We start from the raw sequence: 24,225 nt of genomic DNA, 5'->3' as shown, positions 1-24,225 counted from the left end.
TTATCACCATCCGTAAATATCTGTAATTTTATTGCTTGCATCTCTATCCACTTTACGAGGACCACCTTCTACACTTGGATGCATGATACTCGTCTTATCATTTATATGAGCTAAACCTAAGGCATGGCCCATTTCATGTTTTGGAATTCGATCTCTCATATAACTATTATTTTTATAATGCATATTGAAACGAATGATTGCGTAGAAGTAGTTTCTATTTGGTGCATTTCCTCCAGTGGCAATCGCTCTATCAGTATTATCGTAAAACTCTACATACCCTCCAGTTTTGCTACCAGAACTTGTGTAACCGTGGGCGTCAATATTGGATAACCAATTATGATTTTGCTTATACATATAGATTGGATTTGCCCAACCAGTATACATCCAATTATGTTTAGCATTGTCAATATGCCCCGCTACTCCGGATGCACTTGGGGCAATATAATACTTGATGTTCCTAACACCTTGAGATAAAACTCCTTTAAATCTAGGTGGTTTTGCAGCTTCCGACTTCATAGTAAAACTAAGTAACAACAACAATCCAAACAACACATAAAAATTTTTCTTTTTCATTTCGCTCCTCCATATTAAATTATAAAAATGACCAACAAACTCGAATAAAATAACCAAAAAGTGTTAATAAAATAATATCATGTAACATTTATATATTCAACATTCGATTTAACCTTAATGTAAAAAATAATAAGTTTGCTAAATCTATACAGTTTTTGATATAGAAAAGTCGGATAAATTCGTTTAATCCTTAAGCAAATTAGAAAAGTCACACAAAGATGCGCTTCATCTTTGTGTGACTTTAGCTATTTATCGATAGGATTCGTTCGTGATGCTAGACAAAAAAAGACCACTATCTTACCTGCTAAAGTAAAATAGTGGCGATATAATACACCTTTGAGCTTTTTTGTAATTGCACTTACACGTGATTACTTTCTCATTTCTTATCCCTTATAAATTAATTAAAAAAACTGATAATCGTTGTCTTTTTGCTTATTAACCTTTATTCTTCCAACAGCTTATGCTTCACTAAATAATCGTGAGCCACTGTCGCCGGATCTTTTTGTTCCACATTGACCTGATAGTTCATATCACTCATTTCTTCTTCAGTGATTTTTCCGACTAGAGGTTCTAATAAGTCTTTCAGTTCCGGATATTTTTTCAGTGTTTCTGCTTTTAATAATGGTGCGCCCTGATATGGTGGGAATAGTTGTTTATTGTCTTTCAAAATGACGAGATCATACTGCTTAAGTTCACTATCTGTAGAATAAGCATCTACAACATTCACATCACCGTTATTGATTGCCTGGTAGCGTAAAGACGGTTCCATTGATTTGACCTCTACATTGAGTCCATACAATTTTTGTAAACCTTTATAGCCATCATCACGATCGATAAATTCAAGCGTAAATCCAGCTTTTAGCTGACTTTCGACTTTTTTCAAATCTTCGATGGTTTTCAGTCCGTTTTCTTCTGCAAAAGAACGTTTGACTGCTACTGCATAGGTATTTTGATAACGCATTGGCTCTAAATAATCCATATTTTCCTGTTGTTTGATTTGGTCACGTGCATATTCGTAAACTTCCCGCGGATCATTAGATGTATTCTTATTATCTTTTAGGAAGGTTTCAAGAACTGTCCCCGTAAATTCTGGATAAACATCGATCTCACCCGATTTTAAAGCATTAAATAAAAAGCTGGTTTTTCCAAAATTTGTTTTTAAATTTACATGGATGTCACTATTGTTCTCGATCAATTCTTTATACATATTGATGATGATATCTGGTTCTGCGCCTAATTTTCCCGCAATCGTGATTTCTTTTTGTTCTGCTTCTTGGTGTGTATAAACAAATGACCCAATCAATAATGCTAGTAATACCATAAAAGCTGTAACGATTCGTTTGACTGTGGCTTTTTCCAATAGATGAATACCGTAATTAAACAGCACAGCCAGTACAGCAGAGGAAATCGCACCAATCAAAATCAAATAGACATTATTTCGATCGATCCCGAGCAAGATAAATGAACCCAATCCGCCTGCACCGATCAAAGCAGCTAAGGTTGCCGTACCAATGATCATTACCGTTGCAGTGCGAATACCGGAAATGATATACGGCAACGCTAATTGTAACTCAAATTTGACTAATTTTTCCCGTTTCGTCATCCCAAAAGCTTCAGCTGCTTCTTCTAAGGAAGGATCGATTTCCGTCAGCCCAGTATACGTATTTTGCAAGATCGGAAATAACGCGTAAATCACTAACGCTACTACTGCCGGCGGCGTTCCGATTCCGATGATCGGTATCAACAAGCCTAATAAAGCTAAGGACGGAATCGTTTGAAAAATCCCTGTGATTTGTAATACTGCTTCTGCTACTTTTTTATAATTTGTAAGTAAAATCGCCAGTGGAATTGCTAAAAGAATCGCAATCAACAAAGATAACAATGATAATTGGATATGCTCGACCACAGCTTGAATAAACTCTTCTTTCCGTGCTGCTAACGTTTCTATCAGTTTCCCCATATTATTGATCACCTTTTTCCATCTTTGTCTCTAAGAATCTTAGGATTGCCCGATCTGTGATTTCTCCATGAACTTTTTCTTCTTCAACCAGTGTGACACGCTTTCCTTCTATGAGTGCACGAATAATCACTGGTAATGTCGTATCTAGTGCTACGTTCACTTCTCCTGTCATTTGGGCTGGAGCTAACGAATCTATTTTCAGTAAATCTTCTGCACAGTAATTTTCCAAGTTCGAATGATCTTGTTGGAAAAACTGCGCCACAAACTCATTCGCCGGATGGCTGCGGATTTCTTCCGGAGTATCCGTCTGTACGATTTTCCCCTCTTTCATCACACAAATTCGATCGCCTAATAGTAATGCTTCGTTCATATCATGTGTGACGAAAACGACTGTACTCGCCATTTCTTTATGCAAATCTTTGATCAATAATTGCAGCTGACCTCTTGAAATAGGGTCTAATGCACTAAAGGGTTCATCCATCAAAATGATATCTGGTTTTGCTGCGATCGCTCTTAAAATACCGATCCGCTGCTGTTCACCACCTGATAATTCTGCCGGTTTACGGTGTAAATATTCCTCTGGCGGCAAATTGACTTTTCGTAATAGCTCCTCCGTTCTTTCTCTTCGCTGCGTTTTGTTCCAGCGTTTCATTTCTGGAATCAATTCGATATTTTCAGCCACAGTCAGATTAGGAAAAAGAGCAATTTGTTGAAGAACATAACCGATCGTCAATCGAAGTTCTTTTAAGTCATACTCGATCAAACGCTGATCATTAAAATAGATATCCCCATCTGTCGGCTCGATCAATCGATTGATCATTTTCAGTGTTGTCGTTTTTCCACTGCCGCTGGGACCGACCAATACAAAAAACTCACCATCTTCGATCGCTATATCAAAATCTTCTAAAACTGCCTGATTATTATATTTTTTGGAAACCTGTTGAAACCGAATCATGTATTCACCTCATTTTTATTTAAAGCTGGGTAGATATGTTATTAAGTATACTGGAAATTGTCATTTGTTTCTAACGACTTGTTTTCATTATACAAAAATAAACCTGACAACTGTCTGTCAGGTTTATTGAGATGATATTTATTTTTATGTTTATTTCGCCAAACGATAAATCGCATCCGCATAAATAGCTGTTGCACGGAATAAATCATCCAATGCCATAAATTCGTTTGCTTGATGCATTGTATCTGTATAGCCTGGGAACATCGCACCATAAGCCACACCGCGTTTTAATAAACGTCCGTAAGTTCCACCGCCGATGATTTGTTCGTGGCCTTTTTGTCCAGTGTGATCTTCATACACTTGCAGTAATGTTTCTACCAATGGATCATCTGCTGGTACGTAATGCGGTTCTTGATTGCGGCCGCCTTGAACGATTTCTGCACCGATCTTGCCAGCTGTTGCTTTAACACCTGCTTCTAATTGTTCTGCCGATGTCCCTTTAGGATAACGGAAGTTCAAGCTCATAAAGTTGCCTTCTTCTTTATCTTTTTCAAATACGAACAGACCCGCATTCATTGTTAGTTTGCCCATTTTAGTATCTTCAAAAGCTACGCCTAATTTTTCACCGTAGAAATCTTCATGCACTAATGTTGCAGCCACTTCGATAAATTCTTTTGCCGCGCCGCCAAAGCTATAGCTATTTAGGAAAACAGCCAAGAATGTCGCTGCATTGATCCCTGATTGCGGGCTAGCACCGTGAGCGCCTTTTCCGACAACTTTGATCGTAACAGTTGTACCTTCTGCTTCTAAAGTACCAGAAATTGGTTCTTCATCAACAAACACACTGAATGCCCCTTGCACTTTTTCAGCAGCTTCTTCAGAAGGAACAGTGATCACTGCTGTTGCTGTACCAGGAACCATGTTTTCACGTAAACCAGCATTGAAGCTCTCTAAGTCATATTCACCTTCACTTGAGCCGCTAAAGCGTGCATATAGTGAAACGTTTCCCTTCTCCCCGTTGATGATCGGAAACTCAGCATCTGGAGAAAAACCAAAATCAGGTGTTTCTTCATGTTTGAAGTAATACTCCATATCGCCCCAGCCGCTTTCTTCGTCACTACCGACTACAAAACGAACTTTCTTTGATAATGGTACACCTAGATCTTTGATGATTTTCAATGCATAATAAGCGGCCATACTTGGTCCTTTATCATCGCTTGAGCCGCGAGCGAAAATTTTCCTGTCTTTGATCACTGGTTCGTATGGATCAGTGTCCCAGCCATCACCTGCAGGAACCACGTCCATATGGCCGAAGATACCTAACGTTTCATCACCTTCACCATATTCGATATGTCCTGCATAGTTATCCACATTTTTTACGACAAAGCCATCACGTTCGCCGTAAGAAAGCATATGTTTCAAACCAGCCACAGGTCCTGGGCCAAAAGGCGCTTCTGGTGTTGCTTTTGCATCGTCACGCTCACTATTGATGCGTAATAAATTCTGTAAATCTTCTAATAGTGCCTCTTTGCGGGCATCTACTTCTTTTTGCCAATCAATTGTCATTTTTTAGTCACTCCAATTCATTATTCTACCTTCTCATCATACCACTAACTTGGCTAAAAGAAAAAGGCGGGACAAGTTTTTTCTATAATATTTTGCCCTTCGTCCTAAAGAGCTTTATACTAATAGTAAGAGTGAAAGGAGTGCCTTCAAATGAACGAATTGTCCGAAGAACTACTACATAGCGTGATCAAAAAACGCCCTGAGCTTTCCCACAAGGGGACTTTCGGGCGAGTCGTGCTGATTGGCGGCAATGAAAGATACGGCGGTGCGATCATCATGAGTGCTGAAGCTGCTGTCAACTCTGGCGCTGGGCTAATCACTGTCGTTACAGCAGAAAAAAATCACGCTCCGCTGCATGCTCGCTTGCCTGAGGTAATGGTCATCGATTGGCTTCAGATACAAGATATTCAAGCTGTTTTAGCAGAAGCTGATGTTATTTTGATCGGTCCTGGACTTGGTTTAAGCGAACATAGTCATACGTTATTACAATTAGTGATCCAGGAGCAGCAGGCAAAACACTGGCTAGTTATCGACGGTTCTGGCATTACTTTGTTTGCTAAATATCACTATCAGCTAGCTTATCCTCAGCAAGCTGTTTTTACCCCTCATCAAATGGAATGGCAACGTTTAAGTGGACTGACTATTCCAAATCAAACTGTAAAAAATAATCAAACTGCTCAAAAAACATTAGACAGTCATTTAGTGTTGAAAAGTCATCGTACGACGATTTATACTTTTAACGACTATTTTGTCAATCCTCTTGGAAATCCAGGCATGGCAACTGGCGGAATGGGGGACACACTTGCTGGAATGATCACTGGTTTTTTAGCTCAATTTGATGCTAAAAAAGATGCCCTGTGCGCTGCTGTTTACCTCCATAGCTTGATTGGCGATGTTCTCGGACAAGATCATTATGTCGTCTTACCAACAGAAATCAGCAAGCAAATTCCTTATTACATGAAACGTTTTGAACAATGAGGAAGACCATTCGGACTTTACTTCCGAATAAACGGCGAGACAAAAGCAACTCCTTCGGAAATAAGCCGAAACTCACAAAAATTTGAAGAGCAATTTTCGTGAATTCCTTCTTATTTCTCGGAGCTAAACACTTTTGTCTCAGCCTCTCTACTCATTGTTCTAAAAAACCAGCCTGCAGAATGTTCATATAGCTTTGTGAACGTTCAACTAAAAATTGCATTTGATGAATCTCCGTCACCTGTTGGTTTTCTTCTAAAAAAGTCAGACTCTCTAAATAAATCTGATTGAAAACACCTAGTACTAAACGAACCACATCTTCTCTAGAGATGTTTTTTTTGAGCGGAAGCTTGTTGATGATCTTCGTTAGAAGCTGCTGTGCAATAGCCATATTTTCAGCCAGATAGTGATCCAATTTTACTTGTATTTTATCAGGAAGCATTTTTTTCTGTGCATATGAAGCAATCAGCAAATGGATATGGTCAGGAAAAGTCCGTTCTAAATTTAGCTTGTGCTGTGTAGAAGCTACTACCACTTCAACTAGATCCGCATACTCTTTTTCAAACACATCTTTTGACTGTTCATTTAAACAGTCGATCACATCGCTGATCGTGCGTTCATACAGCTTTTGCTTATTTCCAAAATAATGAAAAACCAATCCTTTGGAAACACCCGCCGCTATAGCAATATCTTCTGTGTTTGCGCGTTGATAACCCTGTTTAGCAAATTGCTTTAAAGCAGCTTGTATTATCCGTTCATATTTTTTTGGATCGATGTTGATTTCTGCCACTAAATCTTCAGATCCTTTCGTTGGTAAAGCACATAGGTCCCCGCTAAAAATAATATGATCAAGATTACCAGAAATCCAGCGTGACCAGCCGACAACCCTTTATCTAGCAAGTTGCTCGGAATGCCCATATGAGTCGGCGACATATTTTTTGCCCAACTAAACGAGTCATTTAAATCAGCAAAAATCCCGATCAAGTAGAAAGCAAATACGACACCCAGTGATATACTGGTGCTTTGTTTACTTGATTTTAAAAAGGTCGAGATCAAAAATCCCAGCGCTAGGAAAAACAAAAGGATCAAACTTTCTTGAATAAAAATCTTACTGATTTCCTTTACGATCGTTGCAGTTGAGTCCGTTGATTGACGATAAAGCAATGTCGATCCTAAAGAAACACCGTAAGAGATCAGCCAAAAAACACCCAAAACAAGCATATTACTTACTAATTTACTCGTCACGATTCCTTTGCGGGTCACTGGCTGCGCGTAAAGAAATTCTATCGTTCCATCCGTCTCTTCCTTGATCAGGGTCTGACTGCCTAACATCATCGCATAAATGGAAGAAGCTAAAAACATATATTGAAAATAGTAAGCAAAAAAGCCTGTTGCTACTAAGAAGCTAGCTTGTCCTTCTACACTGATATTGAACGTTTTTAATAGGGACGGCGAAAGTCCTGTCAATTTGGCATCCAGCAAATCTTTCATCGCAGAGCTATGCATTTGCGGATAAACAGCACTGAATCCAAAAATGATGACCGAAAATAAGATGATCCAGATCAGCATCCCTTTGACCAATGAACGCGTTTCGATTTTTGCTGTGATCATTTTGTTTCCCCTCCTTCGTACAGTGCCATAAATTGATCTTCGAGTTCTGGATTGGTGATGGTAAAATCCTGGATCGATGGATCGCTCAATAACGGCAATACTTCTTGTAAATTTCCTTCATAGAATAAACGTGTTTCATTTCCTTGATGTTTTAAGATCGCTGCACCGATTTTTTCAAATAAAGAGAGCGGAATATGATCTCCGATCAAGGTAATGACTTTTCCTAATGATTTTTCTTTAGAAATATCCTGCACCGTAATGATCTCACCTTGACGAATAAATGCCGCTCGATGTGCATGCTGTTGGATTTCATTTAGATCATGGCTAGATAAAAAAATAGTCATGCCATTTTTATTATATTTTTCCAGTTCTTCAAATAATCGATGCTGCATCAATGGGTCTAAGCCATTCGTGGGCTCATCTAAAATCAATAATTCTGGATTAGGCAAAATACCAGCGATGATCGCAATTTTCTTTTTATTTCCCAGTGACAGTTCAGACATTTTTTTCTTCCCGTCAATATCAAATCGCTCAATAAAATACTGGATTTGTTCTTTACTATTTTTAAGTTGGTGAAACTCAGCCACATAATTTAGAATATCTAATGTTGTCATGGCTGGATAAAAACGTACATCACTTGAGACATATCCTGTACGTTTACGAATTTCTTTGGCGTTTTTGACACTGTCCAAGCCAAGAATCGTCGCAGTTCCGTGATCTGGATAAATAAAATTCAGCATCGATTTGATCGTTGTTGATTTTCCAGAACCATTTGGCCCAATAAAGCCATAAATTTCTCCTTTTTCTACAGTTAGATCTACTTGATTGATCGCCGGTTTCTTTTTATACAACTTGGTTAATCCCTTTAATTCAATGGCTTTCATCTCATCACTCCTCCTTGTTGACTCATCAGTCAATTGAAGTATATACCTAAGGCAACTGTTCGTCAAAAAAAGAGAGTAAAACAGCCACGACCAAAGCCTAGTTGTTTTATCCTCTACATAGTATCCCTTAACTATCTTGCAGCTCTTGAAGTTCCACCTCTGTCAATGAACGATAGGCTCCCAAAGGCAGCTGCTCATCTAATACTAAACTGCCCATACGTAAACGTTTCAGATAAACAACTTTTTTATCGACCGCTTCAAACATTCGTTTCACTTGATGAAACTTTCCTTCTTGAATGATCAAACGGATCTGTGATGCTTGATCTGTTTCATTGATCGAGTCGATCAAAAGCTTGCTTGGTTTTACCTGTTCACCGTTCGTTAGAGCAAAGCCAGAAGCGAATATCTGCACATCTTCTTCTGTCACTAGCCCTTCGATTTCAGCAAGATATTCTTTATCTACATGCTTCTTAGGTGACAATAGTCGATGCGCCAATTGGCCGTCATTCGTTAAAAGTAATAACCCTTCCGTATCCTTGTCTAAACGCCCAACAGGAAATAAATCGGTACGATAATCTTCCTCTTTCAGTAAATCGATCACCGTTTGATCCCTTGCATCTTCCGTTGCGGACACAACTCCTTGCGGTTTATGTAATAGATAATAATAAAATTTTTGATAGATCACTCGTTCTCCTGCAAATAAAACGATGTCCTGATATTCATCGATATGCAGCTTGCCATCTTTTACAGGTTGTTCATTTACCGTTACGAGATTTTTTTTCAGTAATTGTTTGACTTCCTTCCTACTGCCAACTCCTGCTTCGGCAAGAAATTTATCTAAACGCATTCAATCGAGTCTCCTTTTATAAGAAAATAAGTGTGAGCAAAAGTATCACTACTTCTGCTGCACACTCTAAATTTAAATCCATCATGAGCGAATGCTCTTATCTTATTTTTAGTTTGCGGCGAATTTTATTCACGCTGCTCCCTAATAATTTATCTGCTAGTCTCAATTTCAACGTAATATAACCATATACAGCTCCGCCAAAAGCTGCCACGATGATAATGATCATAAATGACTGGAACTTACGTGTTGGGTCTAAGAATAAATATAAGAACTGACGCATAATAACAGTCGCAACGACCATCACTAACGTGATCAAAAAGATCAATAATCCTCGGCGCAAGGTCAAGCTAAAATTAAAACGGCTGACTTTTTTGATTTTTCTCAAAATCAACGTACATGCAAAAGCAAAACCGATCATCGTAGCAATCGCTGGTCCATAGACTTCAAATAATCGAATGGCTGGATATTGAACGATCAGTTTCAAGGCTAAGCCTAAGCCAAAATACTTGATGGCCGCTTTATTTTCATACATCCCCATCAACATTGTTGAAGACAACATATATAGCCCCATAAACAAGCCAGCAAAACACGCCTGTACCAAGACTGAGACTCCTAGATTATCTGGTGCATAAAACATTGTATATAACGGTTTCGCTAATACGATCATTCCAAACGTCGCCGGCAACATCACAAACATAAATAATTGTAAATTATTGCTGATCAGCTTTGAAAGATCACGGTAATTTTTCAATGTGATCGCTTCGGTGATCAATGGCAATCCCGTTGCAGAAATCGATGTTGCTAAAGCAATGACAACCATCGTTAATTTGTCAGGGTTCGCATTAAAAATAGCGAAAAATGTACGCAACTGACTGCCTGAATATGTCGTAAAAGTATTCATGAAATTTGAAAATGTAAATTGATCGACCAATTTAAACACAGTAACGCCTGAGCCTACAATGATAAATGGAATCGCTTCTTTTAATGTTTCTGTCAATAAATCACGAGTAGATGCTTCGTGCTCATTCGCACTGTGGGCTTCCAAGTAATCGAACATTGGCTTTTGTTTACGAATATAGAAAAATAGTACAACAAAGCTAGCTAACATTCCGATTGCTGCTGCCAAGGTAGATTGTGTTACCGCATCAACATAATTCCCCTTGAAAACTTTCATGATAATGAATGCTGTCAGTAACATATAGAAGACACGAGCAACTTGTTCAACGATCTGTGACAAGGCATACGGCATCATATCCTGATTTCCTTGGAAGTAACCACGAACAACACTCATACAAGGGAAGATCAAGACTGCCAAGCTCAGTGACCGCATCGTTGGAATCAAATCTTCACCGCCTCCTGACCACTTAGCCAACAAAGGCGAGGCCAGATACATGACGATAGCAAAAATCGCTCCTAAAATAGCCATCAATTGGAGAGCTTTATAAAAGAGCTGTCGGCTCACCTTATACTCATTAAGAGAATTGTAATACGAGGTTTGTTTAGCGATCGCTGCAGGAATCCCTGCTGTAGAAATTAATAAAAAAAGTGCGTAAACAGTATACCCCATTGAAGACAAACTATTCGCTTCATTGGCGTGTTCACCCATCCATGCATACCAAGGAATGATATATACTGCACCCAACAACCGAGAAATTATATTACTAGCTGTCATCCACGCCGAACCTTTGACCATTTTTTCCTGGTTCGTCAAGACTGGTTGATCAGCAGGATTTGATTGATTGATCATTTAACTCCTCCAACTTTCTTCAAACATGCTTTCTTTATTTTAATTGTTAAATCAAGTATATGCAACGAATTTCTCGAATAATTTCACTTATTTATTGTTTCCCTATATAAAATTTTGAAAAACACTCAGAAACCTATTTTTATAATTATCGATCAAACTATCACTTCGTCATCTTTTAAATAAATTAATTTAAAATAACCAAAATAAAGAGCAAATAATCATGGTTTTTTTATCTATTATTAACCAATTGTTCTTCTTATGTACAGTCAAATTTCCTGAAGTTATACAAAAAAATTCTTCTCCATTTCTTTCTACTTATATAATAAAATAGCACACATCTTGAAGTTTTACTGTTTAAATTGTATGATGAAATTCTAAACTAGTATAGGTATACCGATAAAACCTGATATTCAGATTTTAATCAGTACTTGGAGGCCGAATAATGATTATTTCTTTAGAAAAAATCCGGGAGTGTTTACTCAAAGAACACCTTTTAAAAGAATTTACTTCAGCTGAAAGCTGGAGCTTAACATCACCAATTTCATTAGAAAATAAACAATTCGATGCTCTTTCTTATGATTCCCGTACCGTAAATAGTGACACACTTTTTTTCTGTAAAGGCTTGAATTTTAAAGAAGACTATTTAACAAAGGCAATTGCAGCCGGACTTGAAGTTTATGTGGCAGAACAGCCTTATGAGGTTGAAGGGGCTCTAGGAATCATCGTCACGGATATCAAAAAAGCGATGGCTGTTTTAAGCATGGCGTTCTATGATTATCCGCAGAATAAACTGAAATTAGTTGGCTTTACAGGTACAAAAGGAAAGACAACTGCCGCTTATTTCACAAAATTCATTTTAGATCATGCGACAAATAAAAAAACAGCGATGTTATCTACTATGAACTCGACCTTGGATGGGCAAACTTTTTTCAAATCACAGCTGACAACACCTGAATCATTAGATCTTTATCGTATGATGGCAGAAGCGGTCGATAATCAGATGACCCATTTTATCATGGAGGTTTCTTCACAGGCTTATAAAACGAATCGAGTGTATGGTCTATTTTTTGATGTAGGGATTTTTCTAAATATCACACCTGACCATATCAGCCCGATCGAACATCCGACCTTCGATGATTATTTTTATTGTAAAAGGCAATTGATCTCACATTCTAAAACAATCATTTTAAACCATGATTCTGATTATTTCAAATTATTGAAGGAAACAGCAGAGCTTCACCAAATACCGTACATCATTTATGGCAGCCAGCGGGCAGATACAGATTATGCTTATCAAACCGATCCAGAAGACTCATTAGCCTTTTCTGTTACAGCTAAAAAGGACACACTTGGACTTGTTGGCGACTATCATTTACGCTTAGGCGGCGACTTCAATAAAGGAAATGCACTCAGTGCAATGATCGCTGCTTCTTTGGTCGGTGCTACTCATGATTCATGTATCCAAGGCATTCAAGAAGCGACTGTCCCAGGACGAATGGAGCTTTTAACAAACACAAATGGGGCAAAAGTCTATGTTGATTATGCCCATAATTATGATAGCTTGAAAAACCTTCTGACTTTTATAAAAGAAGAACATCCAGAAGGCCGTTTGATTGTAGTGATCGGCAGTACGGGAAACAAAGCGATTTCCCGCCGTAAAGATTTCGGCAGGGTGTTAACTGAACTTGCAGATGTCGCGATTTTAACCACAGATGACCCTGCTGATGAAGAACCTGCTGCAATTTGTAAAGAGATCGCAGAATATATAACTGCACCGATCCAGGTCGAAACGATCATCGATCGCAGTGCCGCAATAGAAAAAGCACTCTCATTGAGCAATCCGAAAGATGCCGTTATTTTGGCAGGCAAAGGAGCGGATTTATATCAAAAGGTCAATGGCGTAGATACACCCTATGAAGGTGACTTTGCCATTGCAGAGCGTTTGATCAACCGTTAGAATACACAACTAAAACGAGAGTCCAGCACAAAACTAAAAATAGCTTTGTTCTGGACCCTACTTCTTAATAAACGGTGGTCAAATGTCCTCTTATTTCTTCGGATCAAACACTTCTGTTCTGACCTATGTTTACTTTTGATGATAGGTCAGTGCTCGCTGGATACAAAAAGCTAATTCGTCTAGAGGTAATTTCTTTGCAGGATCAAGAATGATGGCGCGATTCTTAGAAAATTCAAGTTCCTTGGAAAACAACGCCCGAAATTCTTCGATCACGGTCGTTTGACAATGAAAGAAAAGGGCGATCTTGGTTTCGCCAAAGCGATCAAGTCGAATAGGTGTCCCAGATTTTGTTTGAATAGTGGAGTAAGTTGGCTGATGCCATTTTAAACTTTCTTCAATTTCACCAACACCGGAAGTTGCTTCGCCAACCTCGAAGATCAACGCCCTAAGCTTCAGCAATGACCCGCGAATACTCTCCGGGTATTGTTTAAAAACAGCTGCAACCTGTTCATTTTTGATTTCTTTCATTTTAGCTCACCTCAATTTTTGAGTGGAATCCACAACTCACAACGATACTCATCAGACATCATGTCCCCTATAGGATAATACTCTATCCGCGGTAGCTGTTGATTTTCTTCTAACGAATCACCTCTCCATGGAGCTGCCAACTGATTTTTTAATTGCATTAAATGATTAGGCTCATTTTCGCTAATAGTAGAAACCGCATTTGCGATCGCCCCCTGACAAGTAAAGACTGCCCAAGAAGATTGGACTACTTGAATGCTCATTAATTCTTCGGCTATTTCTTTTTTCTCTTGAGCTTTTACACTAATCATATAATCAAACGTTGAAGATATCTGACGATTGCTATCAGAAACCCCATAAAATCCGCCCATTTTTTCTTTAGTTTCAGATAACAGCTGATTGATCTTGGCCTCTGTTAATTTAGCCCAAAATGCTGATATTCCTTGGTAATCTTCAAAGTGATCGATCCTATTCAGTGTTTTTTGATAGCCGACCAGATTGAATTTTGGCTTTTGTTGAATGTGAAAATCCATCGTATCATCTCCTTTATTGTATGCCGTTACTTTAGCATGCAATAGATGACAACAGCTTGTCATAATTCAGGAAAATCATACCATCCATAGCATCACCAATGTCATCAGTATTAAACTAATCAAAATACTCATGGAGGAAGTAAAACCAACTGTCTCTTCCTTTACTCCAGCTTTCACACTATTGATCACAGAAAATGTCGGCATCGGTGCTAAACTTAAGACAACTAACACGATTCTCAATAATGGCTCCAACGGAATAACAAAGGCAAATATCAATGCAAAAACCAACCCGCACACATATCGCCAAAATAAGACTTCTCTAACTAATTTCAGTGCTTGTTTAGGCAAACGTAATTCAAGATATAACCCAATCATGAACATCGATAAAAAACCATTCGCTTTTGCAACTAGCTCTAGTATTTGAATCAATTCCACTGGCAATCCAACTTGAACTGCGCGCAGCAGCAGCATGATCATATAGGCCGTAAAAGGAACAGACTTAAACAATGTCGATAGAATTTTTTTTAACGTCGTTTCTTCTTTAGAACCAACCATTTTATCGATCAATAGCGTACTGCCGCCTGTCAGCATGACACTATTTCCTATATCAAACATTAGCAAAAACGGGATTGCTAACGGATAAAATCCCTGAATAAACGGCAATGTAAAATTACCAATATTATACCCTGACATCGAATACATTTGAAATGTCCGTTCCAACGTCGAACGTTTTTTGGACAACAGACTTCCTGCTAAAATCACGATGACATTCAATAAAATTCCCATTGCTAATAAAAAAAATAATGTTCCCGAAACGGTCACATTTGCCAAACTAACAATGACTGTCGCCGGAAGTGTGATATTAACTATGATTACAGATAAGGTCCCTCCGTCCGCTTTACTCAATAAACCAATACGTTTCATCAAATACCCCAAAATGATGACAACACAAAAACTAGCTGCCTGTAACAAAATCTCCTTCAACCTCTTCACCCTCATCTCTTTACTTGACTCTCTCAAATAGAGTATAACAAAAAAAAGAAAGGTCAACTCACTTAAATCAATTGTCCGCCTGTTTATATATGCTACAATTAAAGAAAACCACAAGGACGGTCCTTTTTATGAAAAAAAAACTCTTACTGGGCAGTAACTTATTTATCGGCTTTGGTGGTATTGCAGGCGGTGTACTGGCCTTATCAAGCAGTGTCCATTCAAGTTTCGGACTATCAGAAGCTATGCTACAACACTCGCCATTTACGACTTTTTTGATTCCCGGATTGTTTTTGTTATTTGTGATCGGTTGCGGTAACCTTGTCACCGGTTTAGCTAACGTTAGACAAGCGCGCACATTTCCTTATTTTGAGTGTTTGATTGGTCTTATTCTATGCATCTGGATCATGATTCAATGTCTGCTGCTATGGACTATTGTTGCCCTTCACCTTATTTTCTTCCTCCTAGGACTACTCCAATTTCTAGGTGGATATCTTTTAATTAAACAAAAACGACTGCCTTTTCCCTTCTCAGCAACTCAACATTAAAAAAGAAGAATGCACTGCTTCAAATAAGCACTGTGCATTCCTCTTTTTTTACTAAATCTAACGCAAATTCTTCTGGTACAAAAATTTGCGGACAAAAACAAACATAGATAGTCCGATCACAAGAAAATACAACGGCATGACGATCAATGTTCCATTATGAAGCACACTCATACCGAAGGTGAAAAGGCTAACCAATAAATAATAGCCCAGGCTAAAAAATGCCCCTGCAGAACCTATCATCTCTTGATACCCAACCAACGCCAGACTTAAACAGTTAGGCAGCGCCATTCCAGTACCTGTCAATACAACAAAAATACTGATCAAAACGAACCACATCTGAAATGTACTTGGTAAAAATACAGTCAATACAGTCAAAAGAAGGCCTAAACTGCCAAGTAACAGACAGCAAATACCGATATAAATGATTTTTTCTGGTCGGTAAATCGATAATAGCCTTTTAGACAACAACGAGCCTAAAATCGAAGCCCCAGCGACCCCAATCCCTAGAAAACCATAGACTGCTGTAGATAAGCCAAAATGTTCGATAAAAATAAATGGCGCTTCAGCGTAATAACTAAATAGTATCCCATTGATTGCACCGATCAAAAAGCCATAGCTCATCACCTTTGAATCAGTCAACAAACGCTTGATCACTGGTAACAGCTTTACCTGTACTCGTTTTTCCACTTGGTACGTTTCTGGCAGACATAAAAATGCATAGCAGAAAATGACGATACTCATACAAACTAACACAAGAAAAACGGCTCTAAAGCCTAAATACTGATCAACAAGCCCGCCGATCAAAGGTCCTATCGCCGGCGTAAATGCCAAAGCTGCTGAAATTTGAGCAAACAGCGCATGCCGATGATTGCCTGCATAACTTTCTCTTAAAATCGTTTGTGTCACAACAGAACCTGTACTAGCACCGAACGCTTGAATAAAACGGGCAAAGAGCAGACCATTGATCGAGTAGGCCCTGAAACATAGAAAACTGCCGATACCATAGACAAACAAGCCATAAAGCATTGCTTTTCGACGACCACTTAGATCTGACAGCCAGCCCCAAAAAAAGACTCCGAGCGCAAATGACAGAAAATAGATGCTCAATGTTAGCTGAACTGTCGCCATCGACGTTTGCAAGTCCGTCGCAATATCTGGTAATGATGGGGTGAAAATCGTTTCACTGATTTGCGGAAATCCTACCAAAACGATCAATAATAATAAAGATGGTGTTTGAGTTTTGATGCTTTTTTTCAAAAAAATTCCTCCTGAATCTATAACAGAACAGGTCGATCCAGCTTGTTACAAGAATGACCTGTTCAGCTAGAAAATTAATTTAAAGGGATGAAAAAAAACATCTTTCTCCGGGAAGCGGCGGGAGCATGATCACTATTAATTTATAGGTATCCATCTACTCGCTCACATCCTTTACTATCTTTCATTCAACTTAATGATTGCTCCACCATAGTAGCATAGATCCTTGTTTTTTCCAATCTGATCATTTTAATAGTCCATTTTCTATACTCCCAAAATAACTAAATGCTATCAATAAGCGTTATAGAACCTTTCCATATTGCTAAGCATTCACAAAATTTCCCGATCGCTCAAAATGACCTCAATTTAAATCAAGAATGGCTTCCACTGCTAAAAAAGAGTTGCTAAACTAGGCTATTTTTGGTAGCTTTACTTATAGCGTACTATTTTGTTTACTTTGCAAAATAGAATATTTTAGATGCAGGAGAGTTTGCTTTGAATCGATTAAATATAAGTTCTATCAAAAATAATAGAAAAAAGATGATTCTTTTATGTTTAGGTATTGCCGTTATTTTGGTTCTGATTCCTTTAGCTTTTACGCCAATTTCTAGTGATGATTTTATTTACGTGACGAATAATACGAAGTGGTCAAATTTAGGATGGCGCTATTTACATTGGTCCGGCCGAATTGTGGCTGATTCTTTTTCATTGATTTTGTTACAGCTTCCTTCATTCATATATAAATTTCTAAAAGCAATTATTTGGATAGGCTTACTCTTATTGATCTCCTATTTGCCATCGCTTTTAAATAAGAAACATACGTGGGAAATCAGAAATTTCGTTATCCTATTTTTACTTTACTGGGTCGCTAACCCTAATTTAGGTCAAACCTCCTTCTGGACAGTAGGTTTTGCGAATTATCTTCTCACTAATTTTTTCATTGTAGCGTATTTTGCACTAGTCTTTTATCTTAAAGATGAAAAACTAAGATCCTGGCACTTTATTGCAATCCCGATCTTAGGCTTATTAGCTGGAAACTCAAATGAAAACACATCGATTGTCGTTATTTTATTGACACTATTTTTTCTACTAATAGAGAAAAACAATCAAACTTTTTTACTCGGACTACCTTTTACGATCATTGGAACATTGACGCTGCTTCTCTCTCCCGGTCAACACGCAAGGTTGTTGAACCCAACCTTTCAAATAGCTCGTGAGCAATCGATTTTCCAGCGACTCTGGAATTATTTTTCAACCTCGTTATTTATCGACACGTTCAAAAGCTTCTTGCTGGTTTTTGTTGTCTTTATTTTGATTGGATTTATTTATCTTCTTAGAAGACAATTCCCTAAAAAAAGAAATGTTGTCTACAGTCTAATATTCTTTTTTTCTGCTGTTATTGCCAATGCTGCTTTTGGCGGCTCTTATGTCTTTCCGGTAGCTATTCGATCATTAAATGGCGCTTTGGTTCTATTTCTGATTTCGATTGCGTTTATTTTAGACGATTTACTTTACGATAAGATTCCTGTCCATAAAAAGAGTACCTCCTATATCATCGCTTTACTTTGTGTCCCATTTTTCTTTGGTTATTTCTATGCAACTAAAAGTGTCATCTCTTTACATGGACAATTCAACATAAGACAGGAAGCTATTCTTTCTGGTAAAAAAAATAACTTAGCAACCATCTATATTCCAAATTATAATGTTGGTAAGCTCTATAATGAATCTGACAGCATCGACTTATATCAGGCTGGTCTTGACATGTACTATGACGTAAAAAAACCTGTTTCGATCGCTCAGTTTACTAAGGATTTTAGCTTTGATTATAGTAGTAAAAGACTCGTAAACGCTGAGCAGATACCATTAAATACCTCTTTTGGCGGCAATGTTCATTTAAAAGCACTGAACGTTTTTAAAGATACGCGAACACTGAATAATTACAGTATCAACTTAACTTTTGATAGTAGCTTGCTGGATGTTTATTCTGCTGATAACACCACATTGTTTATCCATGTCAATTGGAAGAGAGACTCTACTTCAAAATCGACGATGTTCAATGCTGATACATCCTTAAACAATCAGCTATTCGTTGATGGAAAATACATCTTCTCTTCCCCTATCGAAGATATACGACCTCAAGACATAACAAGTGTTGACATAGGGATTTATGATACCGCAGCAAAAAAGAATCTTATAGAAACCAATATTCCAATGGATAAAAGATAACATTTTTCTCCAATTCAGAAATCTTTGAACTCTTACCATTGATCTATAGACTAAAAAACACTAAAAAAGTACTGAGACATAACTCTACGAGTTATGTCTCAGTACTTTTTAAAACAAATAAACGGTGAAAACAAAAGTAACTACTAAGCTTCGATCACATCAGCTAATACATAAGTTCACTATTGTTCAAAGAACCAAGTGAAACTAGCAAAATTCTAAGTGCTAAAGCACTAAGAGTTGAACACTTCTGTCCACCCTCTCTATACTATCTAGTAATTAGTAAATTTATTTTTTTACTTTAGATGGTTTAAATCCCTTCAACCGCAAAGCATTCAGCAATACCGACACAGAACTAAAGCTCATCGCAGCACCTGCGATCATTGGATTCAGCAATGGGCCGCCGAATAGATACAAAGCGCCCATCGCAACAGGGATTCCTAATGTGTTGTAGGCAAACGCCCAGAATAGATTTTCTTTGATATTTTTGATGGTTGCTTTACTTAATTCTACTGCTGTCGGCACATCCATCAAGTCACTTCTCATCAAAACGATATCTGCTGACTCCATCGCAACGTCTGTACCAGAACCAATCGCTATCCCGATATCCGCTTGAGCTAATGCAGGTGCATCATTGATGCCATCACCCACCATAGCAACCTTCTTGCCTTCTTTTTGAAGCTTTTGGACTTCATTTGCTTTATCTTCTGGTAAAACCTCACTTAGTACACGATCGATCCCAACTTGTTTTGCAATTGCTTGAGCTGTTCGTGTGTTGTCACCAGTGATCATCGCAACTTCAATGCCCATTTGATGCAGCTTTTTGATTGCCGGAATACTTGTTTCTTTGATCGTATCAGCCACTGCAATAATTCCTGCAAGTTCATTATCTTGAGCAATATACATTGGCGTTTTGCCTTGTTCTGCTAATTGATCGGATGTCGCACTTAAGTTGCCTAAAGAAATTTGACGATCCTCCATCAATTTTTTGTTCCCTAACAAGAAACGGCTACCTTCAATCGTTACTTCAATTCCATGACCTGGAATCGCAGCAAAGTCTTCTGTTTGGGCAAAAGGAAGATTTTTTTCTACTGCATCGTTGACGATTGCTTCACCTAGAGGGTGTTCAGAGCCTTTCTCGGCTGATGCTGCTAAACGCAGCAGTTCATTTTCTGCTAAATCGTTTGCTACAACGATATCTGTCACTTTCGGTTTTCCTTCTGTGATAGTTCCCGTTTTATCAAAAACGATCGTTTGGATCTTATGAGTAGTTTCTAGCGCATCACCACTTTTGATCAACACACCATTTTCAGCACCTTTTCCGGTACCGACCATAATCGCAGTTGGTGTTGCTAAGCCTAACGCACACGGACAAGCAATCACTAAAACAGAAATCGTGATCGTCAATGCAAAAATCCAAGATTCCTGTCCTAAGAAATACCAAGCCAAGCCAGCTAAAATCGCTAAAACAATGACGATCGGTACAAATACACCTGAGATTTTATCCGCCATTTTAGCGATCGGCGCTTTTGATCCTTGGGCATCTTCGACTAATTTAATGATTTGCGAAAGAGCCGTATCTTTTCCAACTTTTGTCGCTTTAAATCGGAAACTGCCGTTTTTGTTGATACTTGCACCAATCACATTATCGCCAGTTTTTTTCTCAACCGGCATACTTTCCCCTGTCAGCATCGATTCATCAATGGCACTAGAGCCTTCGACAACAAGTCCGTCAACAGGGATTTTTTCTCCTGGTCGAACGATGATAATATCACCTAATTGTACAGTATCTACTGGAATTTCAATTTCTTCATCGTTCCGTAAAACACGTGCATTTTTTGGTGCCAAGCCCATTAATTTCTTGATCGCTTCTGAGGTTTTCCCTTTTGAGACAGCTTCAAAATATTTCCCTAACGTGATCAAGGTTAAAATCACACCTGCTGATTCATAATACAGTGCCATCGCAAAATGTGTGTCACCTGCATAAATCATGAACGTACCATATAAGCTATAAACGAAAGCAGCACTCGTTCCTAAAGCGACGAGAGAATCCATATTGGGATGCCCTTTAGCTAATGCTTTAAATCCAATTATGAAAAAGCTCCGGCCAAAATACAGCACAGGAATCGTCAAAATCAACTGAACGGTCGCAAAAGTTGTCGCGTGCAGCATCGGATCTAAAAATCCCGGTAATGGTAACCCGACCATATGTCCCATTGCAATATAAAATAGCGGAACGGTGAACACTGCAGACAACCAAAAACGTTGCCATACTTCTTTGATATGTTTTTGCTTTTTCTCACGGTCTCTGTCTATCGTATCAGCTGAATCGATTTGTTCGACAGCACCGTAGCCAGCATCAACAACCGTTTTCGTGATATCTGAAACATTAAGAACAGCCGGATCAAAATCGACCGTCATTTTTTCTGTCGCCAAGTTTACAGCAGCAGTCTGTACACCACTTAATTTATTGACCGCCTTTTCGATGACTTGCGCACAAGATGCACAGGTCATCCCTTCGATGTCAAATGTTCGTTGCTGAGTATTGCTCAAGGCTTCATAGCCAGCATCCGCTACCGCTTTTTGGATGTCTTTTTCCGATAAGGTGGCTTCGTCATATTCCACGTTCAACTTTTCAGTTGCAAGATTGACTGATGCTTTTGACATACCAGCTAGTTTGGCCGTTGCCTTTTCGACTGTTTGTGCACAAGATGCACACGTCATCCCTTCTATATCAAATGTTTTAGATTCCACTCTTCCCACTCCTTCTTTTTGTATGTACTTTTTTATTGTTCTTGAATCGACTATAAATGTAGTCGTTCCGTTTCTTCTTTATAGTAATCTATAGAAACCGCTATGTCAATAAAAAAATAGCTTAAAAAAATTAAGCTATTTTTTATTATTTATGCAACTTTCGTTGTTTCCAGTTATTATACAGCATAAATTATAGATTTATTAAACTAGGAATTCGCTCTTCTAGAATAATAATTGTCCGATTTTTTCTAACTTTGTACTCAATATATTTATGAGATGTCTCCTGCAATCCATAATTATATGCTCGAATGAACATTTTAAAAAGTTTCTCACCACTTCTAATTCCAAGGATTTTATTTTTTAAATCTTGATCATTAATTTTTTCTATAAATGATCCCAACTCAAATTTCCTTATAGTGCTTATGTTAAAAAAGGCAATAAATAAACCTGAAACAGGTTTTATCCCGGTTTTATATATAAATTCCGTAAAATTTATTAATATCGACTCAAAACCTTCTTTATTCACAAAAACAAAGCTCCCTTCTTTCACTATATCGATATCTTTCGTACTTTTATTTAAGTTACCTAATGCTGCTGAAATAATGTCACCTAACGGTATTGATTTAAATCTGTTTATGACGTTATTCAATTCAATATAGGCTCCTATACTAGAAATACGGACAAGTTGTTCGCTATAATCTATTAAAGGAGTTTTTATTATGCAGACAAAAAACACAGCTACAAGATATTCAAAAGAGTTTAGAGAATCCATGATTTCATTAAGTCAGACCGGTCGGTCTGCGAACTCACTATCGAAAGAATACAATGTAAGTGTCTCTACACTTACGAAATGGATACGGCAGGCAGATCCATTGGATCGAAATGTTCTTTCAATAAAAGAGCAAGAATTGCTAAAAGAAAATAAACGCTTGAAAGAAGAAAATGCTATTTTAAAGCGAGCGGCGGTGCTTTTGGCAAAGAGTTGATGGCCAAAGGACGAGCGACTGTCTTACGAGTCGTTCGTGTCAATTTAGAAGCAAAGCACCGCATTACTCGTATTTTAAGGGTTCTTAAAATCCCAAGAACCACCTATTATGCGTATTTAAACTGGATGCCTAGCGATCGAATGCGCAGACGCCAACAGATAAAAGAAAAGGTATTGAAATCCTGGTTAGCCTATCCGATGTATGGATATCCAAGAATGACAAAATATTTTAAAGAAGAACTGAATATCCCTGTCAGTCGTTACCTAATTTATCGTTTAATGCGTGAATTAGGGATTCACTCTCGGATGATAAAGAAAATGAAAAAACCTAAATCTTATACTGAAGTCGCTCAATTACCTAATCTAATCAGAAAAAAGAGTGATTGGTCTAAGGTTCTTTTAACGGATATCACGTATATTCCAGTGAGAGGAAAGTGGGCGTATTTAGCCAGTCTCTATCATCCAGAAACCCGTCGGGTTATTGCTCATAAAGTTGGTGCCCACATGACGAAAGAATTAGCAACAAGCGTGCTAGAAAAAGTAAATTTACAGGCACAAGGAATAGAAATAGTACACAGCGACATGGGAAGCCAATACACAAGCGACTTATTTAATCAGACATTAACGAATAAAAAAATAAAGCATTCTTATTCAAGAAAAGGTTGTCCAGGGGACAACGCAAGAATAGAGAGCTTCCACTCTATTTTGAAACGCGAATATGTGAATTTCCAATCCTTTAAAACACTTGAGGAAGCCATCGTTGGCATTGACAGTTACATTCGTTGGTACAATACAGATCGAATTTCTCTTGTTGCTTAGTAACGTCCCCTTTTTTCAAAAAAAGACGATTGAAGGGGTTATTTAAGTGCGTCTTCTTTTGATCAGTAGAGAAATGTGCCGTCTAATTTAGAGGCATTGGTTCACACGTCTCTTTTATTTATTATTTTTAATGAGCATTAAGCAATTCTTTCGCCTTTTTTTGTTCGGAGTATTGACATAGGAGCCATAATCACTTACTTCTTCATCAACATACTTGTTAATAAAATCTTGTACACCCCAGTTATGAGCTGTATTGTTTAACTCGATAATATCATCTATATTTTTAGAGACAGTTACATAGTATGGTAACTCTATTCCATTTTTCCGAGCAATACAAAAACGATGTTGCCCATCTAAAATTTCAAGAGTGCTGTTGACAGCTATAGGGGTTAATATCCCTTTTTCTAAAATAGATTTTTCTAACTTTCTATTTGTCCTAATCTTCCTATTACCACTTACCAATTTAAATTGGTTATATTCATTAGTTATATAAATATCACTGATTACCTTATCCATCTT

Annotated in this window: 21 protein-coding genes and 1 pseudogene; 5 read left to right on the top strand and 17 right to left on the bottom strand. The window is 37.9% G+C overall.

Going from position 1 to position 24,225, the window contains the following annotated elements:
- Positions 1–3: 3 nt before the first annotated feature.
- The 4 genes from CC204_RS14705 to pepV form a co-directional block, all read right to left on the bottom strand.
- Entirely contained in the window at positions 4–573 is a 570-nt protein-coding gene (locus tag CC204_RS14705) for a matrixin family metalloprotease (protein ID WP_088270858.1), read from the bottom strand.
- 442 nt (positions 574–1,015) lie between these two features.
- Positions 1,016–2,533, bottom strand: coding sequence for an ABC transporter permease/substrate-binding protein (locus CC204_RS14700; RefSeq protein WP_088270857.1), 1,518 nt, complete (start codon positions 2,531–2,533; stop codon positions 1,016–1,018).
- A gap of 1 nt (position 2,534) precedes the next feature.
- Positions 2,535–3,488: an ABC transporter ATP-binding protein gene (locus tag CC204_RS14695; protein WP_088270856.1), complete on the bottom strand. Its 954-nt coding sequence runs from the start codon at positions 3,486–3,488 to the stop codon at positions 2,535–2,537.
- Positions 3,489–3,638: 150 nt separating this feature from the next.
- On the bottom strand, positions 3,639–5,054 hold the full coding sequence (pepV, locus tag CC204_RS14690) for a dipeptidase PepV (RefSeq protein ID WP_088270855.1): 1,416 nt from the start codon (positions 5,052–5,054) through the stop codon (positions 3,639–3,641).
- Positions 5,055–5,204: 150 nt separating this feature from the next.
- Between pepV and CC204_RS14685 the strand changes: the two genes are divergently transcribed.
- Complete coding sequence (locus tag CC204_RS14685) at positions 5,205–6,032, top strand: NAD(P)H-hydrate dehydratase (RefSeq protein WP_088270854.1); 828 nt, start codon at positions 5,205–5,207, stop codon at positions 6,030–6,032.
- Between the two features lie 40 nt (positions 6,033–6,072).
- On the opposite strand, the pseudogene CC204_RS21765 reads toward CC204_RS14685, so the two are convergent.
- The 6 genes and pseudogenes from CC204_RS21765 to CC204_RS14655 form a co-directional block, all read right to left on the bottom strand.
- Positions 6,073–6,174 (bottom strand): annotated as a pseudogene (locus CC204_RS21765) (DUF3788 family protein); the annotation flags it as partial.
- 9 nt (positions 6,175–6,183) lie between these two features.
- Positions 6,184–6,819, bottom strand: a complete 636-nt coding sequence (locus tag CC204_RS14675) for a TetR/AcrR family transcriptional regulator (protein WP_088270852.1) — start codon at positions 6,817–6,819, stop codon at positions 6,184–6,186.
- Positions 6,819–7,640: an ABC transporter permease subunit gene (locus CC204_RS14670; RefSeq protein WP_088270851.1), complete on the bottom strand. Its 822-nt coding sequence runs from the start codon at positions 7,638–7,640 to the stop codon at positions 6,819–6,821. The genes CC204_RS14675 and CC204_RS14670 overlap by 1 nt, the downstream gene beginning before the upstream one ends.
- A complete protein-coding gene (locus CC204_RS14665) occupies positions 7,637–8,524 on the bottom strand; it encodes an ABC transporter ATP-binding protein (protein ID WP_088270850.1) in 888 nt (295 codons plus the stop codon). The genes CC204_RS14670 and CC204_RS14665 overlap by 4 nt, the downstream gene beginning before the upstream one ends.
- A gap of 127 nt (positions 8,525–8,651) precedes the next feature.
- Positions 8,652–9,371 carry a pseudouridine synthase gene (locus CC204_RS14660; protein ID WP_088270849.1) on the bottom strand — a complete coding sequence of 240 codons (720 nt, stop codon included), beginning with the start codon at positions 9,369–9,371 and terminating at the stop codon, positions 8,652–8,654.
- Positions 9,372–9,468: 97 nt separating this feature from the next.
- Positions 9,469–11,118: a putative polysaccharide biosynthesis protein gene (locus CC204_RS14655; RefSeq protein ID WP_088270848.1), complete on the bottom strand. Its 1,650-nt coding sequence runs from the start codon at positions 11,116–11,118 to the stop codon at positions 9,469–9,471.
- Between the two features lie 442 nt (positions 11,119–11,560).
- Between CC204_RS14655 and CC204_RS14650 the strand changes: the two genes are divergently transcribed.
- Positions 11,561–13,075, top strand: a complete 1,515-nt coding sequence (locus tag CC204_RS14650; RefSeq protein ID WP_088270847.1) for a UDP-N-acetylmuramoyl-L-alanyl-D-glutamate--L-lysine ligase — start codon at positions 11,561–11,563, stop codon at positions 13,073–13,075.
- Between the two features lie 129 nt (positions 13,076–13,204).
- Here the strand turns inward: CC204_RS14650 and CC204_RS14645 are convergent, their stop codons facing one another.
- From CC204_RS14645 to CC204_RS14635, 3 genes are all read right to left on the bottom strand, one after another.
- Entirely contained in the window at positions 13,205–13,603 is a 399-nt protein-coding gene (locus CC204_RS14645) for a DUF1801 domain-containing protein (RefSeq protein WP_088270846.1), read from the bottom strand.
- A gap of 11 nt (positions 13,604–13,614) precedes the next feature.
- Complete coding sequence (locus CC204_RS14640; RefSeq protein ID WP_157894308.1) at positions 13,615–14,133, bottom strand: GyrI-like domain-containing protein; 519 nt, start codon at positions 14,131–14,133, stop codon at positions 13,615–13,617.
- A gap of 75 nt (positions 14,134–14,208) precedes the next feature.
- Positions 14,209–15,117 carry an AEC family transporter gene (locus CC204_RS14635; RefSeq protein ID WP_088270844.1) on the bottom strand — a complete coding sequence of 303 codons (909 nt, stop codon included), beginning with the start codon at positions 15,115–15,117 and terminating at the stop codon, positions 14,209–14,211.
- A gap of 137 nt (positions 15,118–15,254) precedes the next feature.
- Between CC204_RS14635 and CC204_RS14630 the strand changes: the two genes are divergently transcribed.
- Positions 15,255–15,671, top strand: coding sequence for a hypothetical protein (locus CC204_RS14630; protein WP_088270843.1), 417 nt, complete (start codon positions 15,255–15,257; stop codon positions 15,669–15,671).
- Positions 15,672–15,728: 57 nt separating this feature from the next.
- Here the strand turns inward: CC204_RS14630 and CC204_RS14625 are convergent, their stop codons facing one another.
- The gene (locus tag CC204_RS14625; protein WP_088270842.1) at positions 15,729–16,928 is read right to left on the bottom strand and encodes a multidrug effflux MFS transporter; all 1,200 of its coding nucleotides are present in this window, start codon (positions 16,926–16,928) and stop codon (positions 15,729–15,731) included.
- Positions 16,929–17,420: 492 nt separating this feature from the next.
- Between CC204_RS14625 and CC204_RS14620 the strand changes: the two genes are divergently transcribed.
- Positions 17,421–19,151 (top strand): DUF6056 family protein, encoded by a 1,731-nt coding sequence (locus CC204_RS14620; RefSeq protein ID WP_088270841.1) that lies wholly within the window; start codon positions 17,421–17,423, stop codon positions 19,149–19,151.
- A gap of 285 nt (positions 19,152–19,436) precedes the next feature.
- On the opposite strand, the gene CC204_RS14615 is transcribed toward CC204_RS14620, so the two are convergent.
- Positions 19,437–21,902, bottom strand: a complete 2,466-nt coding sequence (locus CC204_RS14615) for a heavy metal translocating P-type ATPase (RefSeq protein ID WP_088270840.1) — start codon at positions 21,900–21,902, stop codon at positions 19,437–19,439.
- A gap of 190 nt (positions 21,903–22,092) precedes the next feature.
- Entirely contained in the window at positions 22,093–22,551 is a 459-nt protein-coding gene (locus CC204_RS14610; RefSeq protein ID WP_088270839.1) for a hypothetical protein, read from the bottom strand.
- A 70-nt stretch (positions 22,552–22,621) separates the two neighbouring features.
- Here CC204_RS14610 and CC204_RS14600 point away from each other — a divergent pair.
- Positions 22,622–23,706 (top strand): IS3 family transposase gene (locus tag CC204_RS14600; protein ID WP_120308903.1). Its coding sequence is split into 2 segments (ribosomal slippage): positions 22,622–22,859 and positions 22,859–23,706, totalling 1,086 coding nucleotides; the frame shifts between segments, so codons are not numbered across the junction.
- A 114-nt stretch (positions 23,707–23,820) separates the two neighbouring features.
- Here the strand turns inward: CC204_RS14600 and CC204_RS14595 are convergent.
- Positions 23,821–24,222 (bottom strand): ParB N-terminal domain-containing protein, encoded by a 402-nt coding sequence (locus tag CC204_RS14595; protein WP_088270838.1) that lies wholly within the window; start codon positions 24,220–24,222, stop codon positions 23,821–23,823.
- Positions 24,223–24,225: the final 3 nt, after the last annotated feature.

This window comes from Enterococcus wangshanyuanii (assembly GCF_002197645.1).
Lineage (GTDB): Bacteria > Bacillota > Bacilli > Lactobacillales > Enterococcaceae > Enterococcus_L > Enterococcus_L wangshanyuanii.
The sequence above is the reverse complement of the archived record's forward strand: the minus strand, read 5'-3'. Positions and strand labels throughout refer to the sequence as shown.

Bases quoted from the DNA above. Each gene is read 5' to 3' on its own strand.
- CC204_RS14705 (WP_088270858.1), bottom strand. From the start codon at position 573: ATGAAAAAGAAAAATTTTTATGTGTTGTTTGGATTGTTGTTGTTACTT.
- CC204_RS14700 (WP_088270857.1), bottom strand. From the start codon at position 2,533: ATGGGGAAACTGATAGAAACGTTAGCAGCACGGAAAGAAGAGTTTATT.
- CC204_RS14695 (WP_088270856.1), bottom strand. From the start codon at position 3,488: ATGATTCGGTTTCAACAGGTTTCCAAAAAATATAATAATCAGGCAGTT.
- pepV (WP_088270855.1), bottom strand. From the start codon at position 5,054: ATGACAATTGATTGGCAAAAAGAAGTAGATGCCCGCAAAGAGGCACTA.
- CC204_RS14685 (WP_088270854.1), top strand. From the start codon at position 5,205: ATGAACGAATTGTCCGAAGAACTACTACATAGCGTGATCAAAAAACGC.
- CC204_RS14670 (WP_088270851.1), bottom strand. From the start codon at position 7,640: ATGATCACAGCAAAAATCGAAACGCGTTCATTGGTCAAAGGGATGCTG.
- CC204_RS14665 (WP_088270850.1), bottom strand. From the start codon at position 8,524: ATGAAAGCCATTGAATTAAAGGGATTAACCAAGTTGTATAAAAAGAAA.
- CC204_RS14660 (WP_088270849.1), bottom strand. From the start codon at position 9,371: ATGCGTTTAGATAAATTTCTTGCCGAAGCAGGAGTTGGCAGTAGGAAG.
- CC204_RS14655 (WP_088270848.1), bottom strand. From the start codon at position 11,118: ATGATCAATCAATCAAATCCTGCTGATCAACCAGTCTTGACGAACCAG.
- CC204_RS14650 (WP_088270847.1), top strand. From the start codon at position 11,561: ATGATTATTTCTTTAGAAAAAATCCGGGAGTGTTTACTCAAAGAACAC.
- CC204_RS14645 (WP_088270846.1), bottom strand. From the start codon at position 13,603: ATGAAAGAAATCAAAAATGAACAGGTTGCAGCTGTTTTTAAACAATAC.
- CC204_RS14640 (WP_157894308.1), bottom strand. From the start codon at position 14,133: ATGGATTTTCACATTCAACAAAAGCCAAAATTCAATCTGGTCGGCTAT.
- CC204_RS14630 (WP_088270843.1), top strand. From the start codon at position 15,255: ATGAAAAAAAAACTCTTACTGGGCAGTAACTTATTTATCGGCTTTGGT.
- CC204_RS14595 (WP_088270838.1), bottom strand. From the start codon at position 24,222: ATGGATAAGGTAATCAGTGATATTTATATAACTAATGAATATAACCAA.